We start from the raw sequence: 19056 nt of genomic DNA, 5'->3' as shown, positions 1-19056 counted from the left end.
CCAGACCTATTTCTTCTCGGGCCTGGCCACCTGAACAACCACGCTGTTGGAGGTGCGGTCGGTCAGCGACAGCCCATTGATGGGATAGAACAACGCGATGATGGCCGGGATGCTGAGCAGCAACGTCAGCGCGCCCAGGTAGTAGGCGCCGAGAATGCTCAGGAAAACGACGATCGCAGCGGTAACATAGCGAATCAGGGCCTGGGTCCAGCTCACGGAGGTGCCATCAAGATTCTCGATGCGAACTCGCCATACCTGCATGCCGAGGGTCTGGCCGATGCGGGTCCAGAAGTAGGCAAAAAACAGATACAGCACCAGAAACAGAACGAAGGTCAGCCCCGGGTCTCCTGAGATTTCACCGGCTTCGGCCATTTGTTCATAGCGATCCCAGCCCGTAACCCATCCCGCAATCATGGTGTATACCCAACTGGCGACAAGCAGCACGGCGATACTGATCAGTCCATCGTAAATAATGGCCAGGGCGCGTTTCAGGCCGGTCGCCGGTGGCAGAAGTTCATCGGCTTCATGAAAGCGTCGGGGCATGGCGTCTCCTGTGAGTTTTCACGTTTTTCAAGTTCTCGGCGTGTGCTAGAGTAGCCGATTTGCACACGCATGTAAGTAATCGCATTTAACCTCAGACCCGGCGGTTCATTCGGCGGGTGTCTGGCAAGGTGTATCAGGTCGAAAGGTATCAAAGGTCTATGAAAACCGCAGAGTTGCGACAAGCATTCCTCGAATATTTCCAGCAGCAAGGGCATGCCATTGTGCCCAGCAGTTCACTGGTACCCCACGATGATCCCACTCTGCTGTTTACCAACGCGGGGATGAACCAGTTCAAGGATCTTTTCCTCGGCCGCGAGGAGCGCGACTATACACGAGCGACCAGCTCCCAGAAATGTGTGCGTGCCGGCGGCAAGCACAATGATCTGGAAAACGTGGGCTATACAGCGCGCCACCATACCTTCTTCGAGATGCTTGGCAACTTCAGCTTCGGCGATTACTTCAAGCGCGAGGCCATTAATTTTGCCTGGACTTTCCTGACTGGCGAACAGCACCTCAACCTGCCCCAGGAGAAGCTGTGGGTAACGGTTTACGCCGAAGACGACGAAGCCTTTGATATCTGGAACCAGGAAATCGGTGTGCCGGCGGAACGGATTGTGCGCATCGGCGACAACAAAGGCGCCCGCTACGCCTCCGATAACTTCTGGCAGATGGGTGATACCGGACCCTGCGGCCCGTGCACCGAGATTTTCTTCGATCACGGCCCGGATGTGGCAGGTGGGCCTCCCGGCAGCCCGGAAGAAGATGGCGACCGCTACATCGAAATCTGGAACGTGGTTTTCATGCAGTACAACCGCACTGCCGATGGCGAGATGCTGAACCTGCCCAAGCCCTCGGTGGACACCGGCATGGGGCTGGAGCGGATTGCTGCGGTTCTGCAGGGTGTTCACAGTAACTACGAAATCGACCTGTTCCAGGACCTGTTGAAGGCGGCATCCGACATCCTGGGTGGTGCGGCCACCACAGAAGCGTCTCTGCGCGTGGTGGCGGACCATATCCGTTCTTGCGCCTTCCTGATTGCCGACGGCGTGATGCCGTCCAACGAAGGTCGCGGCTTTGTTCTGCGCCGAATCATTCGTCGCGCAGCTCGCCACGGCAACAAGCTCGGTGCTACCCAGCCGTTTTTCTACAAGCTTACCGGCGCTCTGGTTGAACTGATGGGCGAGGCTTATCCGCAGCTGGTGAGTAGTCGCAAGCAGATCGAAAAGGTGTTGCTGCAGGAGGAAGAGCAGTTCGCCAAGACCCTGGACAAAGGCCTGCGCCTGCTGGAGCAGGACATTGCGGAGCTGAAGGGTACCGAGATTCCCGGTGAAACCGTGTTTACCCTTTACGATACCTATGGGTTTCCGGTCGATCTGACCAACGATATTGCCCGCGAGCGTGGCCTGACTCTGGATTACGAAGGCTACGAAAAAGCCATGGAGGCCCAGCGCGACCGGGCTCGTGCCGCCAGCAAGTTTGGTATCGACTACAATGCCGCCGGCATCACGATTGAGGGCAAGACCGAGTTTACCGGTTATGACCACGTCGACGGCCATGAACGTATCCGCACGGTGCTGGTCAACGGTGAGGAGCGTAACGCGGAAGCGGGTGATGAGTGTGTGGTGGTATTGGAGCGCACGCCGTTCTATGCGGAGTCTGGTGGTCAGGTGGGTGATACCGGCCTGCTGACCTGGAGCGGTGGCCGCTTCCAGGTAACCGACACCCGCAAAGAAGGGGATAACCATCTGCATGTGGGCACCCTGATTGAAGGTGAGCTGTTCCCCGGGCTGGAAGTGGATGCGCGGATTGATCATGCCCGTCGTGAGCGCACCAAGCGCAACCACTCGGCTACGCACCTGCTGCATGCGGCTCTGCGCAATATCCTGGGTGAACACGTTACCCAGAAGGGCTCGCTGGTCGACCCGGACAAACTGCGATTCGACTTCTCCCATTTCGAAGCCGTGACGCCGGAGCAGCTGAGAGAGATCGAGCGTACGGTTAACGAACAGATCCTGGAGAACACGCCGGTAGATATCGACATTACCGATATGGATACCGCGAAGGAAAAAGGAGCGATGGCTCTGTTCGGCGAGAAGTACGGCGATGTAGTACGGGTGCTCACCATGGGTACCGACAAATACTCTGTTGAACTGTGTGGTGGTACTCACGTTGCCCGTACCGGCGATATCGGGTTGTTCCGCATTACCTCCGAAAGCGGCATTTCCTCTGGCGTTCGTCGTATTGAGGCTGTAACCGGGTTGGGTGCGCTGGAATGGGTTGATGAAACCGAGCGTACACTGCGCGAGACCGCACGTCTGGTTAAGGGCACCCGTGATTCTGTCGTCGACAAGGTCAAGCAGGTTCTGGACCGCAATCGCCAGCTTGAGAAGGATGTCGATGCCCTGAAAGCAAAACTGGCGAGTTCCGCGGGTACTGATCTGGCTGGTTCCGCGGTCGAAGTGGCAGGCCTGAAGGTGGTGGCCTCCGAGATGGAAGGCGCTGACCGCAAGGCCTTGATGGAAACTGCGGATCAGCTCAAAAACAAGCTGGGCGAGGGCGTTGTGGTGCTGGCCACTGTTGAAGACGGAAAGGTGGTGCTGGTGGCCGGTGTTACCAAGTCCGCCACCAACCGCATCAAGGCTGGCGACTTGATGAAGCATCTGGCCTCGCTGGTAGATGGCAAAGGCGGCGGTCGCCCCGACATGGCCCAGGGTGGTGGTAATGATCCATCCCGTCTGGCCGAAGCCCTCGCTGGTGTACCGGCCTGGGTTGAGCAAAATATCGGGTAAACAACTGTTTTCTGATACGGGCGGAGGTTTATAATCCCGCCCGTTTGTTTTTAATGGCGGGGCGCCCAGCCCCGTTGTGACACCCCGTTTCGGAGTTTGGGAAACATGGCTCTGCTGGTTCAGAAATTTGGTGGTACGTCCGTCGGGACAACCGAGCGGATTGAAGCGGTAGCTGACAAGGTCTGTCGGTTCCGCAAAGAAGGGCACGATGTCGTGGTTGTGGTCTCGGCCATGAGCGGTGAAACCAACCGTTTGATTGCACTCGCCAACGATATTATGGATGAGCCTACCCCCCGTGAGATGGACGTTCTGGTTTCCACCGGCGAGCAGGTGACCATTGCCCTGTTGTCCATGGCGCTCCAGAAGCGGGGCTGCGATGCCCGGTCCTACACCGGTTCCCAGGTCAGGATTCTCACCGACAGCAGCCATACCAAGGCGCGTATCAAGCAGATTGATGAGCAGCGCATGCGGGAAGATCTGGATGCCGGTCGGGTGGTCGTGGTAGCCGGCTTCCAGGGCATTGATGACAACGGCAATATCACCACGCTCGGCCGTGGCGGTTCTGACACCACGGCGGTTGCCCTGGCGGCGGCACTGAAAGCCGATGAATGCCAGATCTATACTGATGTAGATGGTGTTTACACAACTGACCCCAGGGTAGTGGACAGTGCCCGCCGGTTGGAGCGCATTACATTTGAAGAAATGCTCGAGATGGCTAGTCTGGGTTCTAAGGTACTCCAGATTCGCTCAGTTGAGTTTGCAGGTAAATACAACGTTCCATTAAGGGTGTTGTCCAGCTTTCAGGAAGGCGAGGGCACCCTGATTACTTTTGAGGATGAGAACGCCATGGAACAACCGGTTGTTTCCGGCATTGCTTTCAATCGTGACGAAGCCAAGCTGACGATCTCTGGTGTGCCCGATACACCGGGCAGCGCACTGCGGATTCTCAAGCCCGTCAGTGATGCTAATATCGAAGTAGATATGATTGTTCAGAACGTGGGCGAGGATAACAAGACTGCCTTTACGTTTACGGTGCATCGCAACGATTTCAAACGGGCCCAGGAAGTGTTGCGCAGTGTTACCGCTGAGCTGGGTGCCGGTGAAGTGGGTGGAGATACCAAGATCGCGAAGGTCAGCATCGTAGGCGTGGGTATGCGCTCCCATGCGGGCGTTGCAACCAAGATGTTTGAAGCGCTGTCCAATGAGGGCATCAATATTCAGATGATCTCCACGTCAGAAATCAAGATTTCGGTGGTGATTGATGAGAAGTATCTCGAGCTTGCCGTTCGCGCACTGCACAGTGCGTTCGAGCTGGATAAAGCCGGGGTGGAGGAGAGTGCCTGAGGCAGGAGGTCTCAAATGCTCTCTGATCAAGGTCATTGAAGATAGCTATCAGGATTCAGGTAAGTATAAGTATTTCTGCGTCTTTAGTGTCTGAAGTGATCTCATTATAAAAGCAATAAGTAAACAGTAGTGTTTGTCGGAACAGGTAGCTCTGGAATAGGGAGTAAGGGATATGTTGATTTTGACTCGCCGTGTTGGCGAAACCCTCATGATCGGCGACGAAATTACCGTCACCGTTCTGGGTGTAAAGGGGAATCAGGTACGCATCGGTGTGAACGCGCCAAAAGATGTGGCGGTTCACCGCGAAGAAATCTATCAGCGAATTCAATCTGAAAAAGGCTCCGAAGAGCCGGAATCGGGCAATCGTTGATCAGTTAAAAAGCCGTTCGAGGGTAACCCGGACGGCTTTTTTGATTGTGGGGAAAATCGGCCAGAAAAAAGTCGTGTCAACCCTATGAAAACAGAAAAATTATGGTAGTATACGCCCCGTTCTCAAGGAGAGGTGGGTGAGTGGCTGAAACCAGTTCCCTGCTAAGGAACCGTACGAGCAATCGTACCGAGGGTTCGAATCCCTCCCTCTCCGCCATTTTCTCCCCGGAGAGAAGTGAGAACAGTTGAGGTAGCACTCAACGTTGCGATGCGCGGCTGTAGCTCAGCTGGATAGAGTACCTGGCTACGAACCAGGCGGTCGGAGGTTCGAATCCTCCCAGCCGCGCCAACATCGCAAACCAGTTTCAAGCGGCTGTAGCTCAGCTGGATAGAGTACCTGGCTACGAACCAGGCGGTCGGAGGTTCGAATCCTCCCAGCCGCGCCATATTAAAGTCAAAGCGCCTCAGTTTGTGTACCCACAGGCTGAGGCGTTTTGCTATACAAAATAAAAAACCCCGCCTTGTGCGGGGTTTTTTATTGTCTTTACCACATCAAATCGTCGGGGATTTCATACCCTGCATACGGGTCGTCTTCGCCTGCGTCATCCTGTTTACGATCATGCATTGAGATGATGGCGCTCTCATCGCGCTCCATAATCTTGCGGGCCACCCTGTCCGGGACGATCTCATAGTGGTCACCCAGCGCCACAATGGCCAGACGACCGCGAGAGAGTTGGTCCACCATCTGTTCGTTCACCAGAATCTTCTTGATCTTCTTGCCGTCGACAAACTGGTAGGAGGTTTCGCCGCGGCTCCGGTCCAGGCGATTGGTTTCAATCAGCTGCCGAATCTGTGCCTGAATCGCCTTTTTCTCAGCCTCTTTCTTGCGCTCGAGGTTGAGCTGCCGATCCCGCTCGGCCTTTTCCTGGCGAGCCTTGCGGGCGCGCTCTTCGGCTTCGTTTACAGTCGTGGCGCCTTTGGGCTGTTGCTTTCTCTGTTTTCGTTTTTCATTTCGTACTTCCCGGGCTTTCTTTTCGTCGGCCAGCCCGGCCTTTAATAACTGTTCCTGCAGTGAGGCCATCAGCGACTCCGTGAATTCATGATAAACTGGTGCAATCAAACGTTAAGTATACGCCGTCAGCATTCTCTCAATAACCCATCACAACCCACCCCACGGATTTTTCTATGTCATCTTTTAAAGCGCTTGGTCTTTCCGCGGCCATGCAGGCCAATCTTGATCAATTGGGTTACCAGCAACCTACGCCGGTTCAGGCAGAGGCGGTTCCGCTTGCGTTGGCGGGCAAGGACGTGATTGCCATGGCGCAAACCGGCAGCGGCAAGACAGCGGCGTTCGGGATACCGATTATCGAGACCATCGATCCGCGACGCTTCCAGGTTCAGAGTCTTGTTCTTTGTCCCACCCGGGAACTGGCGGATCAAGTGGCCAAAGCGTTGCGAGAGTTGGCACGGGCCAAAGATAACGTGAAGGTGCTGACGTTGTGTGGTGGTGTGCCTATCGGGCCCCAGATCGGGTCGCTCAGCCATGGCGCTCATATCGTCGTGGGCACGCCCGGCCGGGTAGATGACCACCTGCGCAAAGGTACGCTTTCGCTGGATGGCTTGAAAGTGCTGGTGCTGGACGAGGCGGACCGCATGCTGGATATGGGGTTCGAGGAGGTGGTCACCAGTATCGTCTCCCAATCTCCCGGTGGCAGGCAGACGCTGCTGTTCTCCGCCACCTGGCCGCCGGCCATCAGAAAGCTGAGCGAGCAATTCCAGAGCAAGCCGGAAGACGTGCGGGTGGAATCAAAAGCGGCCGCCATCACCATTGAAGAATCCTTTTACGAAATCCAGCCCGACCAGCGGGCGGCGGCCGTGGCAGCACTGCTTTCCCGTTTTCAGCCGGTGTCGTCTCTGGTGTTCTGTACCACCAAACGGGACTGTGATGAGCTGTCGGATGAACTGGGTCGTCTCGGCTTTTCGGCGTTGTCGCTACACGGCGATCTGGACCAGCGCGAACGGGACAGCGCTCTGGTTCGATTTGCCAACCAGAGTTGTACGGTTCTGGTGGCTACCGATGTGGCGGCAAGGGGGCTCGACATCAAAGGGCTACCACTGGTCATCAATGCCGAGCCTGCGCGGGATCCCGAGGTACACACCCATCGGGTGGGCCGTACCGGCCGGGCAGGCGAGCAGGGGCATGCGGTTACTCTTTGCACTCCGCGCCAGGGCCACAAGATTACGCGCCTGGAAGCGGAGCGGGGCGAGCCGGTGTTGTGGGGCGATACGGAGGCGTTGCTGGCGGAGGCGTTGCGCCCGGTTACGCCGGCCATGAAAACGCTATGCCTGGCTGGCGGCCGCAAAGACAAGGTGCGCCCTGGCGACGTGATGGGAGCTCTCACCGGCGAGGCCGGTATTCCCGGCGCTGCCGTTGGCAAAATCGATCTGTTCGACTTTCAGTGCTTCGTGGCGGTTGAATCCCGATGGGCGGCCCAGGCGCTGGCGCGGCTGGAGAAAGGTAAGGTGAAAGGTCGGAAATTCCGGGTTAGATATGCATGATTAAAGCCTGATGAGGCTGTTGCAGCAGGTGTCATTTCAGGCCGGGACGCTCGGAAAGTCCCTATAGAAATGCGTGCTTCAGGTTGCTCCTGGTCATTGAAAACGGTAAATTACGCAGGATTTTGCCTCCCGAATTGTTCCGCCGGGCCATTAGACTTTAGTTTTAGTGGTGGCTTGTCGGGCGGTACGGGGAAATCAACAAACCAATACAGGTAGCTGTTCGATATGAATGAGCTGATGTCACAAGCCGTAGACTTGATGATTGCCGGCATGGGCTTCGTGTTCGTGTTCCTGATTATTCTGGTATTCGCGACCGGCCTGATGTCCAAAATCATCCTGCGGTTTGCGCCGCCAGAGCCGGCAACCCCGGCCAGAACGCCACGTGCCAAGCCGAAGGCGCCCACGTCGGTTGACCCTGACACCGCCGAGGCCATCAAGAAGGCGATTGCACAATACCGGTCACGCCACAAGAAGTGACCCCGGTACACGATTAGAACCTTTTAACAGAAGGCTGACACGATGACTGACACGAAAAAACCGCTGGGGATTACGGACGTAATTCTGCGTGACGCCCACCAATCCCTGCTCGCCACCCGCATGCGTCTGGACGACATGCTGCCAATCGCCGAGAAACTCGACAAAGTGGGTTTCTGGTCGCTGGAATCCTGGGGTGGGGCTACCTTTGATGCCTGTATCCGTTACCTGGGCGAAGACCCCTGGGAGCGCATCCGCGAACTTAAAAAAGCCATGCCCAATACTCGCCAGCAGATGCTTCTGCGCGGCCAGAACCTGTTGGGCTATCGTCACTATGCGGATGATGTGGTTGACCGTTTCTGTGAGCGTGCCGCCGAGAACGGCGTAGACGTGTTCCGTATTTTTGATGCCATGAACGATCCCCGCAACATGGATCGCGCGATCAAGGCCGTTCGCAAGACCGGCAAGCATGCCCAGGGTACGATTGCTTACACCACCAGCCCTGTGCACACCATCGATATGTGGGTAGATCTGGCGAAAGAAGTCGCCGACATGGGCGCAGATTCCATCGCGATCAAGGACATGGCTGGTATTCTCAAGCCGTATGTGGCCTATGATCTGGTCAGCCGCCTGAAGAAAGAGCTGGATATCCCCATCCACATGCAGTGCCACGCCACCACCGGCATGTCGACCGCCACCGCCATCAAGGCTGCGGAAGCCGGTATCGATAACGTGGATACTGCTATTTCCTCCATGAGCATGACCTATGGTCACTCGCCCACCGAGGCGGTTGTGGCCATCCTGGAAGGTACCGATCGTGACACCGGTCTTGATCTGAACCTCCTGGAAGAAATTGCCGCCTATTTCCGCCAGGTGCGCAAGAAGTACGCGAAGTTCGAGGGCAGCCTGCGCGGCACTGATTCCCGCATCCTGATTGCCCAGGTTCCGGGCGGTATGCTGACTAACATGGAAAACCAGCTGCGTGAGCAGAACGCAAGCGACAAGTTTGACCAGGTGCTGGAAGAAATTCCCAAGGTTCGTGAAGACCTGGGCTTCATTCCGCTGGTGACCCCGACCTCGCAGATTGTCGGCACCCAGGCGGTACTGAATGTTCTGACCGGCGAGCGTTACAAGTCCATCTCCAAGGAAACCTCCGCCATTCTGAAGGGTGAGTACGGCGCAGCGCCAGCCCCCATGAACAAAGAGCTGCAGGAGCGTGTTCTGGATGGCAAGGAAGTCATGACCTGTCGCCCTGCAGATGTGCTTGAACCGGAAATGGACAAGCTGACCGACGAGCTCAAGAAGCTGGCGGACGAGAAGGGCATCAAGCTGGCCGACAATCTTGAAGACGACGTGCTGACCTACGCGCTGTTCCCACAGATCGGCCTGAAGTTCCTGGAGAACCGCAACAACCCGGATGCGTTCGAGCCGGTCCCGACCGCAGAAGACGCCGCACCGGCCAAGAAAGCCGCAGGCCCGGAGACTTACACCGTGGACGTTAACGGCAAGAAGTTTGTGGTGGCGGTTTCCGAAGGTGGCGAGATTACCCAGATCCAGGGTGACGGTGGCGCCGCGTCTGCTCCGGCCGCTTCCTCCGCACCTGCTCCTGCGGCAGGCGAAGGCGAGCCTCTGGTGGCACCGCTGGGTGGTAACATCTTCAAGGTTCTGGTTTCCCCGGGTGACACCGTTGAGGAAGGTGACGTGCTGATTATCCTCGAAGCCATGAAGATGGAAACCGAGGTTCGCGCACCGAAAGCCGGTACTATCGGCGAAGTCTTCATCAAGGTCGGTGATGCCGTCTCCCCTGATGATGAAATGCTGACAATCGCATAAGGGCCAGCATTCCATGGATAAATTAATGACACTGTGGACAGGCAGTGGCCTGTTCAACATCGAGCTGGGCCAGGTGATCATGATCGCTATTGGCCTGTTGCTTCTCTATCTTGCGATCAACAAGAAGTTTGAGCCGTTGCTGCTGGTGCCCATCGGGTTTGGTGGCATTCTGGCGAATATTCCGGAGGCAGGGCTTGCCCTGACTGCGGCTGAAAACGCTATTCACTTTGCATTGCAGGGTGGCAACTCCAAGGTTCTGGCTGCATTGGCTGCGCCGCTGGATGTGGCCTATCAGGTCGGACAGGCGATTACGCCTGAGCTGAAAGAAGCCTTCAAAGTAGCGGTGAAAGAAGCCAGTTATTCCGAAATGGCGATGGCCAACTCCATTGCGCAGGATTACGGCTACGGCAATGGCATGCTGTATAACTTCTACTCTGTGATTATCGGCAGTACCGTTGGTCCTCTGCTGATTTTCATGGGTGTAGGGGCGATGACCGATTTCGGCCCTTTGCTTGCTAACCCCAAAACCCTGCTTCTGGGTGCGGCTGCGCAGTTCGGTATTTTCGGTACCGTTATTGGCGCGGCGTTGCTGGACTGGACGGGAATACTGGAGTTCAATATTCTCGAGGCCGCTGCAATCGGCATCATTGGTGGCGCCGACGGCCCCACCTCCATCTACGTATCCAGCGTACTGGCCCCGCATCTTCTGGGTGCGATTGCCGTCTCTGCTTATGCGTACATGGCGCTGGTGCCGATGATCCAGCCGCCGATCATGAAGGCGCTGACCAGCGAGAAAGAGCGTGCCATCAAGATGTCGCAGCTGCGCCCGGTGAGCAAGAAAGAGAAGATTGTCTTCCCTCTGGTTGTTCTGATTGCCGTGGTTCTGTTCCTGCCCGATGCGGCTCCGCTGCTGGGTATGTTCTGCTTCGGTAACCTGATGCGTGAGTGTGGCGTGGTAGAGCGTCTGAGCGATACCGCACAGAACGCGCTGATCAACATCGTAACCATCTTCCTGGGTCTGTCTGTTGGCTCCAAGCTGATGGCCGACAAGTTCCTGGATGGCCAGACGCTGGGTATCCTGGGCCTGGGTATTGTGGCTTTCGGTGTAGGCACCGCTTCCGGTGTACTGATGGCGAAACTGATGAACAAGTTCACCAAGGAAGCGATCAACCCGTTGATTGGCTCCGCAGGTGTATCCGCGGTGCCGATGGCGGCGCGGGTCTCCAACAAGGTGGGCCTGGAAGCCAACCCGCAGAACTTCCTGCTGATGCACGCAATGGGTCCGAACGTGGCCGGTGTTATTGGCTCTGCGGTTGCAGCGGGGGTAATGATCAAGCTGCTCGGCTGATCCTTACCGACACTGCCCTGAAAACCCCGCCTTTGGCGGGGTTTTTTCGTTTGTGGTCAGTGGAAATCCCGGGAGCTGACCGGTAGCGAGTTGATCAGATGGCTCAAGTCAGACAGCTTGCCGGCCATGACATGAACGATATCCCCCTCTTTCTCGATAACTCCTTTTACGTGTAACAACCGGGCGGTGAGCAACGGTTTGCGTTGGCGGCGGGCGGTGTCTAGCCAGACGACGACGTTGACGTTGCCGGTTTCGTCTTCAAGGGTGACGAAGGTGACGCCGGAGGCGGTGCCGGGCCGTTGGCGCCCGGTGACCAGGCCGGCTACTTGTACGGGGATGCCGGGGCGGGTGGCTTTGAGTTGGTCGGCGGTGAGGCAATGGCGCAGGTGGCCTTGTTCGCGGAGCAGGGCAAGGGGATGTCTTTGTAGTGTTAAGCCCTGGCTGCTGTAGTCGGCCAGTACGTTTTGCCCTTCGGTGGGCTCCGGGAGCAGGTGGCAGGGTTCCGGTGTGTATTCGGTCATGGCTTCGTTAGCGAAGAGCTCGGCGGGTTCTTCGTGTTCGAGCAGTTGCCAGTAAGCCTGGTGGCGGTTGCTGGTGAAGCCGGGCATGGCGTTGGCGCCGGCGAGAAGTTCCATGTCACTCTGGTTGAGGCCAGCTCGGGTGCGCAGTTCGGCGGCGCTTTGGTAACCGTTTGCCGGGCGGTTCTGGTGGGCGCGCTCGGCGCCATTGCGAGACAGGCCTTGAATGATTCTAAGGCCAAGGCGCAGGTGCTGCTCCGGACCTTGCAGGGTGTGCTGCCACTGGCTGTGGTTGACGTCTGGTGGCAGCACGGTAACGTTGTGGCGCCGGGCATCCTGAACCAGTTGGCTGGGCGAGTAAAAGCCCATTGGCTGGCTGTTGAGCAGAGCGCAATAGAACGCTGCCGGGTGGTGGCGTTTGATCCAGGCGGAGACGTACACCAGCAAGGCAAAGCTGGCGGCATGGGATTCCGGAAATCCATAGCCACCAAAGCCGCAGATCTGTTTGTACAGGCGCTCGGCAAAGTCGGCATCGTGGCCCCGCTCCAGCATGCCCTGAATCAGTTTGTCGCGGAAGGGTGTCAGATCGCCATGGGATTTCCAGGCCGCCATTGCGCGGCGAAGTTTATCGGCCTCGCCCGCACTGAAACCGGCGGCAACCATGGCCAGTTTGATGACCTGTTCCTGGAAGATCGGCACCCCGAGGGTGCGCTCCAGCACCTGGCGTACGGCATCGTTGGGGTATTCTACTGCTTCCATGCCGTGTTTTCGGCGCAGGTAGGGGTGCACCATGTCGCCTTGTATGGGGCCCGGGCGAACGATGGCGACTTCGATCACAAGGTCGTACCAGGTTTCCGGTTTAAGCCGCGGGAGCATGTTGATCTGGGCGCGGGACTCCACCTGAAAGACACCGATACTGTCGCCTTTTTGCAGCATGGCGTAGGTGTCAGGGTCTTCCTGAGGGACATCCTGAATGGTAAACGGCGTGTCTTTCTCTTCACTGATCAGCGCCAGTGCTTTGCGAATGGCGGTGAGCATGCCCAGGGCCAGGACATCCACCTTCATCAGCCCCAGGCTTTCCAGGTCGTCCTTGTCCCACTGGATAACCGTGCGCCCTTCCATGGCGGCATTCTCGACAGGCACCAGTTCTGAAAGCGGGCCGGCGCTGATCACGAAACCGCCCACGTGCTGGGACAGGTGGCGTGGAAAGCCCAGCAAGGTGTTCACCAGCGTGAAGAACTGATCCGCGACTTTGGGGCTGCGGGTCAGGCCCTTGTCCAGAATCTGCTGGCGCCAGCCGGTGGCCTTGTCACGCCAGTCGATGCCATCCAGCAGCTTCTCCACCAGTGTGGTATCAAAGCCCAGCGCCTTGCCCACATCCCGGATGGCGCTGCGGGGGCGATAACGAATCACGGTGGCGGCCAGGGCGGCCCGCTCACGGCCGTAGCGCTGGTAAATGTACTGAATAACCTCTTCACGCCGTTCGTGCTCGAAATCCACATCGATGTCGGGGGGCTCATCCCGGTCTTTGGAGATGAACCGTTCAAACAGCAGTTCCACATTGGCCGGGTTCACCTCGGTGATGCCCAGGCAGTAACAGACTGCGGAATTGGCTGCGGATCCCCGGCCCTGGCAAAGAATGCCCTGGCGCCGGGCAAAGTCGACGATGTCGTGGATGGTGAGAAAATAGTGTTCGTAGCGCAGTTCGGCAATCAGCTCCAGCTCTTTGCGAATCAGTGCCTGCACCTTCATGGGTGTGCCCGATGGGTAACGCCGCCGTTCACCCTCCCGGGTGAGTCGCGCCAGAAACGATGTGGGTGTTTCGTGTTCCGGCACTAAATCGGGAGGGTATTCATAACGCAGGCTGCCAGGCTCAAAGCTGCAGGCTTCGGCGATTGCCACGGTCTCCCGAACCCAGGGCTCGGGGAATAGTCGCCGGATAACCGGTATCGGGCGCAAATAACGCTCGGCATTCTGAAACAGGCAGTGTCCGGCCTGTTCCAGCGTGGTGTGGTGGCGCAGAGCTGTCAGCACGTCCTGTAATGGCTGGCGTTCGCGGCGATGCATATGCACCTGGCCGGTTGCCACCACTGCGCAGCGCATTTGCTCAGCTAACCACCGTACACGGACCAGTTGCTGTTCCTCGCCGGCTTCCAGTGTACGGGTCGCTGCAAGGCGTAGCCTGTGCTCGAAAATCCGTTGCAGCCATTCGCCGGTGATCAATGCCTGGTGCGCGTTGGTTTGTGATACCAGCGGTGGCAGCCACAGGCAGAGGCAGTGGTCCAGCGAATGGGTTTCGATGTCCCGGGTAAATAACCGGTATTGCCCTTTCTCAGCGCGTCGCCGCCCGGTGGTGATCAATTGGCAAAGCTGACCGTAGCCCTCGCGGGTTCGAGCCAGCAGTATGAACCGGGGTGGGGCAGTGGCGCCCTCGGGAGTATCGCTCAGTTCGAACCAGCTCCCGGTAATCAGCTTTACCGGGCTGTCTTTAAGGGCTGCCCAGGCTCTGGGGATGCCTGCCACCGAACAGGCATCGGTGATGGCAATTGCCCGATAGCCAAGCTCCGCGGCTTGCTCAGCCAGTTCATGGGGATGGGAGGCGCCGGTCAGGAAGGTGAAGTTGCTGAAGCAGAACAGCTCGGCGTAATCAGAATCCATCAGCCAAACCACCCGTGTATGTACCAGCCATCGCGAATATCCCGGAACACCCACGCCAACTGGCCGCTGGACAACTGGGCAATATAGTAGTCACGGTGCACCCGCTGGCCGTCCCACCAGCCAGCACTGATGCGTTCCGGCCCCGAGAACCATCTGGCCGGAGGTTCTGCCAGTGGGTGCGGCGTGGATAACAGCCATAAAGGGCGCGCAGGCAGGCCAGAGACCTCTGGTGTTTCGCTGTGCCTGCTGGCCGGTTTTATGGCGGAGGCTGTCCAGGCAAACTCCGGGCGGTGGTCTGCCCGCGGTGCAAGCTGTTGCAATGCCTCAGTACCAAGGCGGGCCTGTAAACGACTGGCCAGCGTATGCCAGGCTTCATTCAGGTCCTGACCATCGCCCAGGAGGTCCTGGCCAACCGGGGCTTCCCGGCCCAGAAACCGCTTTACCGACAGGGACAGACTGATCACCGGTGCCCGCAGCGGGTGCTGATCCAGTTTCAGGCGCAGCAGTTTCAGAAAACTCTCTGCCCGATGCTCCGGGCCAGTCGTTCGCAACGTTAACCGGGTGGCTTCTTCGTGCCGGTGTTGGAGTAAAAGGTGCAGGGTATCGGTGTCCTGTTGGCGCCAGCACAGGTCTTCTTCCAGCTCGGTCAGAATCCGCTGCAGCGCGAACAAAAGCCCTTGGGCATGCTCCACTTCCTGAATAAAATCGGCCCGCTGGCGGAATCGGTGCGGGGGGTGCCAGGGCGATTTGGGGTCTGGCCTGGTGCCCTGGGCTTTTTGTATACGTGCCAGCAGCTCCGGGGATAGCCTCCGTGCCAGTTCCCGGGCTGGCAGATTGAAGACTTCAGCCAGCGTATTCAGCCCCAGGCGATGCAGGCGGGTACAGGATTTTTCATCAAAACCCGCAGCCACCAGAGGCAGTTTGCCCAGGGCCGTCAGAATGTGGCCTTTGTCTGCGGTGCACTCGCCTTTGCCTGCTTGCGCAAGGAGCTGAGCCGCCAGTGGCGTATGCCCAAGAGCCAGCCAGGCAGTGAGTTGCCGCTCTGCCAGAGCCTGCTCGACCGTTTGCCAAACGGCGGGAAGCCCGCCATATAGTCGCTGGAGGCTGCTGACTTCAGCCCACAGACCGTGCGGCGGCGACAGGGTAATGTGGGCCGCGTAACGGTATAGCCAGCGGGCCTGCTCTTCCAGCAGATTGGCTTCCTGTTGAGAATCGAGATGCAGAATCACCAGGTCTGGTGCCAGGCCCAGTGCGGTCTTGAGGCGCATGCCCGGCCGAATACCCAGGTGATCGGCTTCTGGGCAAACCTGCAGAATAGCCTGCCCGGCAAGATCGACCACTGCAAGTGCGCCCTGAGTTTGCTGACTGCGGCGAACATGGTCCAGCAGCAGGTGAGGGAAGTGCAGATACAGCCACAACATGAATCAGGTGGCTCCATCCTGTGACCATGGCCCCTGAATCACACCAGTGGGGTCGCTGGCTTGAATGCCCGCGCGATGCCCAAGGGCAAGAGTGCAGCGCTGTCCTGGCCAGCTACCACGGCGTTTCAGAATGTTGATCTTGAGATCCTGGTGTTCTCCGGGAATCAGCTCCAGCCGAAGTGCGGCCGGTGAATGCTGCTCTGCCTGCCGACGTTCCCGAAACAGAATGCAGACATTGTTACCCGCTTCGGAAGCCAGTTGCAGCCGGCGGATATCCCGGGTGGCCAACTTCCCCGGCCAGGCCATCACCAGGCCTGTGACAGGGGAGCGCAGGCAGTTTTCCAGTGTCCACAGAAAGTCAGCGGAATCGTGAGTTTGAACCAGCACCAGTTGATCGGTATTTACGCCAGCCCTGGCCAGCGCCGGGGCATAAGGTGTGTGGGGCGGGTTCAGCCAGAAAATGGTTTTTCCCTGCCTGGCGACCTTCTGCATAAGCGGAAGTACCAGGTGCAGCTCGCCAATGCCACAGCTGTCCAGCAGGCATTCACTCAAGGCACCCTTGGGCCAGCCGAGCCCACCAAGTTGGTTATCCAGAACCTGATACCCCGTGTGCTCCGCCGGAGAGGCGTGTTTCTGGGGCTTATGACCCTGCCAGATACGGGCGTCCTGAAGCAGGTGGTTGAGTGATTTGCTCATGCTTATTTCTCGAGTACTGTTTATATATACAGTATTCGGAAAAAGGGTCGATTTCAACTGCCGGGTTGATAAACGACGGGTGGGCACCCACGATGTGGTTGAAGCCACAAATATAGTGGAGGACGTTATGTCGAATCTTGGCCAGCAAAGCTGCAGCGCCTGCAGTGCCGATGCACCCCAGGTCACGGATGCTGAAAAGCAGACCCTGTTGAAAGACGTGCCTGAATGGCAGTTGATCGTTCAGGATGGGGAAGAGCAGTTACAGCGGGTGTTTACCTTCAAAAACTTTGTCCAGGCCCAGGCCTTTACCAACAAAGTGGCGGACCTGGCGGAAGAAGAAGGCCACCACCCCGCGATACTGTTGGAATGGGGGAAAGCCACCGTACGCTGGTGGACCCATAAAATCGGAGGCCTGCACAAAAACGATTTCATCATGGCCGCCAGAACCGACGAACTTTACCCATAATCGCTTCAAACAGACCGGAAACAGGAAGTGCCATGGACGAACAATCAATGGACAACCCGCTTACCCTGAAACTTGGCCACGAAGAGCTGATCATCCGGCGCCGCTACGAGATGATCAGCATCATCAATGATTTCTTCATCGCCATCTGGTTTCTGGTGGGGAGCATACTCTTCCTGTTTCCGAAGCATGAGACCGCCGCAATCTGGCTGTTTATTATCGGCAGCTTCCAGTTCCTGGTACGGCCCACCATCCGCCTGATCAGCCACATTCATATCCGCCGAATACCAGCGAGTAACTGGGAATCCTAAACGGCCTGGTCAATCGGGCTGCGGACTCCAAAGCCGCCTTTCTGCACAACGTGGGTGTAGATCTCCGTTGTGCGCACGTCTGAGTGCCCGAGTAATTTCTGAATGGTTCGCAAATCGTAGCCAGACTCCAGAAGCCTGGTGGCAAAACTGTGCCGGAAGGTATGGCTGCCGGCAGGTTTATGAATACCAGCCTCTCTGATAGCGTTTTTGACGTGTTTCTGGACGGTTCGATCCATCATGTGATGTCTTCGCCGTATACCTGAACGAGGATCGATAGAAAGATCCGGCGCGGGAAAAATATACTGCCAATCTGGTTCCTGGCTGGCATTGGGATATTTTTTGGACAAGCCCGCTGGCATATATACCGAGCCACAGCCTTTGGCCAAATCAGCCTGATGCTGCAAAAGTGCGGCATGAACCTGGTCATGCAGTGGTTGAATCAGACGGTCTGGCAGGAGTGTTATTCGATCTTTGCTGCCTTTCCCTTCGCGAACGATTAACTGCTGCATGCCGAAATCGACGTCTTTGACACGTAAGCGAAGAGCTTCGTTAATCCTCAGGCCCGCACCGTAGATCAGCATGGCCACCAGCTTGAATTCGCCCTTCAGATTATCAATTACCCGCCTGGCCTCGTCCGGGCTGAACACAACCGGAAGCCTCTTGGGCTTTTTTGCCGCTTCATACTCCAGGTTTTCCAATGGTGTTCCCAGAAACTCCCGATAAAGAAATATCAAAGCATTCAAAGCGACACGCTGAGTAGCCACGCTGACATTCGCCTGCAGAACCAGATGGGAAAGAAAAGCTTCAACCTCCGCTGTACCCATAGATTCCGGGTGTTTTCGACCATGGAAGCGGATAAAGCGCTTGATCCAGAACACATAGGTTTTTTCGGTTTTGTAAGCGAGACCGCGAAGTCGGATAAAATTTCTGAGCCGATCCAGAAAGCGTGTGGATTGCGGAGAAATCGGGCAGCGGATGTCCATATCCTGGCTCCTTGATGGTTATGTATAAATATACAGTATTTGATTTTTCGGGATTGTCAATCAAGTATCCAGAAGCGGAGTTATACGAACGCGTTCGCAAAACTCCGGGAAACCAGGGCGAAATGTTGCTAACCTTCTGATAAGTTTGAAAAGGAGTATCGGGGCGTGCGGAGTTATACGCCCCCAATCTGGAGCAGGGGTGGCTCGAACACGGGCGTATAACTCCGGCGGTAGCCGTGGTGGATTCAGGTAATTTTCTGATTTTATTGGTGAAGCTGGGGTTTCTGAGAGCCGCGCTTTTTGGAGTTATACGAATGCGTGTTATACGAACGCGTTCGTATAATTAGCTGTTATTGGCCCGGCATTCGTGAGTTTTTAGCAGGTGCGGTGCAAAGGCCTTGGCACTGGGCTTGGTTGTAAAGCCCACTCATTCTGGTGATCGCCAAGGCCGGAAAATTTGCTGTCTGGTTTGGTTGCCACCATGGTCAGCGGTGTTGGTATTCATGGCGTGCCCCAGTTGTGGGGCCGTCCGTCTCAACCGGTAATCGGGTCGGCAGCTTTTGCGTTCTGGTTCCTTTCGCCATCCGTCGAGTTGGTGCAAGCTTTCTGGGAGAGGGCATGCGGACGTTGGTGTCTGGCTCAACCACAGTGGTGAACGGCCATTAACAAGGCGGTCAACCGGACGCCAAAAGCGTACCGCTTTTGGTTCCCTCCGCTGCGCTGCGGCGCCGGTTACCTTCAGCGTTA

General features: G+C 57.2%; 15 protein-coding genes and 3 tRNA genes. 12 read left to right on the top strand and 6 right to left on the bottom strand.

Going from position 1 to position 19056, the window contains the following annotated elements; genetic code table 11:
* Positions 1 to 6: 6 nt before the first annotated feature.
* The gene (locus Q674_RS23140) at positions 7 to 543 is read right to left on the bottom strand and encodes an RDD family protein (RefSeq protein WP_023007872.1); all 537 of its coding nucleotides are present in this window, start codon (positions 541 to 543) and stop codon (positions 7 to 9) included.
* A gap of 158 nt (positions 544 to 701) precedes the next feature.
* Between Q674_RS23140 and alaS the strand changes: the two genes are divergently transcribed.
* The 6 genes from alaS to Q674_RS23110 all read left to right on the top strand — a co-directional run bounded on the left by alaS (position 702) and on the right by Q674_RS23110 (position 5491).
* The gene (alaS, locus tag Q674_RS23135; RefSeq protein ID WP_011784481.1) at positions 702 to 3332 is read left to right on the top strand and encodes an alanine--tRNA ligase; all 2631 of its coding nucleotides are present in this window, start codon (positions 702 to 704) and stop codon (positions 3330 to 3332) included.
* Positions 3333 to 3437: 105 nt separating this feature from the next.
* On the top strand, positions 3438 to 4676 hold the full coding sequence (locus Q674_RS23130; protein ID WP_023007871.1) for an aspartate kinase: 1239 nt from the start codon (positions 3438 to 3440) through the stop codon (positions 4674 to 4676).
* A gap of 172 nt (positions 4677 to 4848) precedes the next feature.
* Entirely contained in the window at positions 4849 to 5046 is a 198-nt protein-coding gene (csrA, locus tag Q674_RS23125; protein ID WP_011784483.1) for a carbon storage regulator CsrA, read from the top strand.
* 126 nt (positions 5047 to 5172) lie between these two features.
* Positions 5173 to 5262, top strand: a tRNA-Ser gene (locus tag Q674_RS23120).
* Between the two features lie 55 nt (positions 5263 to 5317).
* Positions 5318 to 5394, top strand: a tRNA-Arg gene (locus Q674_RS23115).
* Positions 5395 to 5414: 20 nt separating this feature from the next.
* Positions 5415 to 5491, top strand: a tRNA-Arg gene (locus tag Q674_RS23110).
* 98 nt (positions 5492 to 5589) lie between these two features.
* Here Q674_RS23110 and Q674_RS23105 read toward each other — a convergent pair.
* Positions 5590 to 6126 carry a DUF2058 domain-containing protein gene (locus Q674_RS23105; RefSeq protein ID WP_011784484.1) on the bottom strand — a complete coding sequence of 179 codons (537 nt, stop codon included), beginning with the start codon at positions 6124 to 6126 and terminating at the stop codon, positions 5590 to 5592.
* Between the two features lie 104 nt (positions 6127 to 6230).
* On the opposite strand from Q674_RS23105, the gene dbpA reads away from it, so the two are divergent.
* The 4 genes from dbpA to Q674_RS23085 all read left to right on the top strand — a co-directional run bounded on the left by dbpA (position 6231) and on the right by Q674_RS23085 (position 11259).
* A complete protein-coding gene (gene dbpA / locus Q674_RS23100) occupies positions 6231 to 7604 on the top strand; it encodes an ATP-dependent RNA helicase DbpA (protein ID WP_022991728.1) in 1374 nt (457 codons plus the stop codon).
* A 225-nt stretch (positions 7605 to 7829) separates the two neighbouring features.
* Positions 7830 to 8081, top strand: coding sequence for an OadG family protein (locus tag Q674_RS23095; protein ID WP_011784486.1), 252 nt, complete (start codon positions 7830 to 7832; stop codon positions 8079 to 8081).
* A 42-nt stretch (positions 8082 to 8123) separates the two neighbouring features.
* Positions 8124 to 9911: a sodium-extruding oxaloacetate decarboxylase subunit alpha gene (oadA, locus tag Q674_RS23090; RefSeq protein ID WP_014421876.1), complete on the top strand. Its 1788-nt coding sequence runs from the start codon at positions 8124 to 8126 to the stop codon at positions 9909 to 9911.
* A gap of 13 nt (positions 9912 to 9924) precedes the next feature.
* Positions 9925 to 11259, top strand: a complete 1335-nt coding sequence (locus Q674_RS23085; protein WP_031209652.1) for a sodium ion-translocating decarboxylase subunit beta — start codon at positions 9925 to 9927, stop codon at positions 11257 to 11259.
* A 56-nt stretch (positions 11260 to 11315) separates the two neighbouring features.
* On the opposite strand, the gene Q674_RS23080 is transcribed toward Q674_RS23085, so the two are convergent.
* From Q674_RS23080 to imuA, 3 genes are read right to left on the bottom strand one after another with little or no spacing between them, the layout of a single operon-like run.
* Positions 11316 to 14435, bottom strand: a complete 3120-nt coding sequence (locus tag Q674_RS23080; protein ID WP_023007870.1) for an error-prone DNA polymerase — start codon at positions 14433 to 14435, stop codon at positions 11316 to 11318.
* Positions 14435 to 15856, bottom strand: a complete 1422-nt coding sequence (locus Q674_RS23075; RefSeq protein ID WP_023007869.1) for a Y-family DNA polymerase — start codon at positions 15854 to 15856, stop codon at positions 14435 to 14437. The genes Q674_RS23080 and Q674_RS23075 overlap by 1 nt, the downstream gene beginning before the upstream one ends.
* A gap of 3 nt (positions 15857 to 15859) precedes the next feature.
* Positions 15860 to 16552, bottom strand: a complete 693-nt coding sequence (gene imuA / locus Q674_RS23070; protein ID WP_011784491.1) for a translesion DNA synthesis-associated protein ImuA — start codon at positions 16550 to 16552, stop codon at positions 15860 to 15862.
* A 127-nt stretch (positions 16553 to 16679) separates the two neighbouring features.
* On the opposite strand from imuA, the gene Q674_RS0120515 reads away from it, so the two are divergent.
* Entirely contained in the window at positions 16680 to 17018 is a 339-nt protein-coding gene (locus Q674_RS0120515; protein ID WP_014421872.1) for a 4a-hydroxytetrahydrobiopterin dehydratase, read from the top strand.
* Between the two features lie 32 nt (positions 17019 to 17050).
* Positions 17051 to 17326, top strand: a complete 276-nt coding sequence (locus Q674_RS23065; protein ID WP_014421871.1) for a YrhK family protein — start codon at positions 17051 to 17053, stop codon at positions 17324 to 17326.
* Here the strand turns inward: Q674_RS23065 and Q674_RS23060 are convergent.
* Positions 17323 to 18309, bottom strand: coding sequence for an integron integrase (locus Q674_RS23060; protein ID WP_023007867.1), 987 nt, complete (start codon positions 18307 to 18309; stop codon positions 17323 to 17325). The two genes, Q674_RS23065 and Q674_RS23060, sit on opposite strands and share 4 nt — an antisense overlap.
* Between the last annotated feature and the right edge of the window lie 747 nt (positions 18310 to 19056).

The sequence above is a fragment of the Marinobacter sp. EVN1 genome, from assembly GCF_000475375.1.
Lineage (GTDB): Bacteria > Pseudomonadota > Gammaproteobacteria > Pseudomonadales > Oleiphilaceae > Marinobacter > Marinobacter nauticus.
The sequence above is the reverse complement of the archived record's forward strand: the minus strand, read 5'-3'. Positions and strand labels throughout refer to the sequence as shown.

Coding starts and splice junctions, on each gene's coding strand:
- Q674_RS23140 (WP_023007872.1), bottom strand. CDS start 543: ATGCCCCGACGCTTTCATGAAGCCGATGAACTTCTGCCACCGGCGACC.
- alaS (WP_011784481.1), top strand. CDS start 702: ATGAAAACCGCAGAGTTGCGACAAGCATTCCTCGAATATTTCCAGCAG.
- Q674_RS23130 (WP_023007871.1), top strand. CDS start 3,438: ATGGCTCTGCTGGTTCAGAAATTTGGTGGTACGTCCGTCGGGACAACC.
- csrA (WP_011784483.1), top strand. CDS start 4,849: ATGTTGATTTTGACTCGCCGTGTTGGCGAAACCCTCATGATCGGCGAC.
- Q674_RS23105 (WP_011784484.1), bottom strand. CDS start 6,126: ATGGCCTCACTGCAGGAACAGTTATTAAAGGCCGGGCTGGCCGACGAA.
- dbpA (WP_022991728.1), top strand. CDS start 6,231: ATGTCATCTTTTAAAGCGCTTGGTCTTTCCGCGGCCATGCAGGCCAAT.
- Q674_RS23095 (WP_011784486.1), top strand. CDS start 7,830: ATGAATGAGCTGATGTCACAAGCCGTAGACTTGATGATTGCCGGCATG.
- oadA (WP_014421876.1), top strand. CDS start 8,124: ATGACTGACACGAAAAAACCGCTGGGGATTACGGACGTAATTCTGCGT.
- Q674_RS23085 (WP_031209652.1), top strand. CDS start 9,925: ATGGATAAATTAATGACACTGTGGACAGGCAGTGGCCTGTTCAACATC.
- Q674_RS23080 (WP_023007870.1), bottom strand. CDS start 14,435: ATGGATTCTGATTACGCCGAGCTGTTCTGCTTCAGCAACTTCACCTTC.
- Q674_RS23075 (WP_023007869.1), bottom strand. CDS start 15,856: ATGTTGTGGCTGTATCTGCACTTCCCTCACCTGCTGCTGGACCATGTT.
- imuA (WP_011784491.1), bottom strand. CDS start 16,552: ATGAGCAAATCACTCAACCACCTGCTTCAGGACGCCCGTATCTGGCAG.
- Q674_RS0120515 (WP_014421872.1), top strand. CDS start 16,680: ATGTCGAATCTTGGCCAGCAAAGCTGCAGCGCCTGCAGTGCCGATGCA.
- Q674_RS23065 (WP_014421871.1), top strand. CDS start 17,051: ATGGACGAACAATCAATGGACAACCCGCTTACCCTGAAACTTGGCCAC.
- Q674_RS23060 (WP_023007867.1), bottom strand. CDS start 18,309: ATGGACATCCGCTGCCCGATTTCTCCGCAATCCACACGCTTTCTGGAT.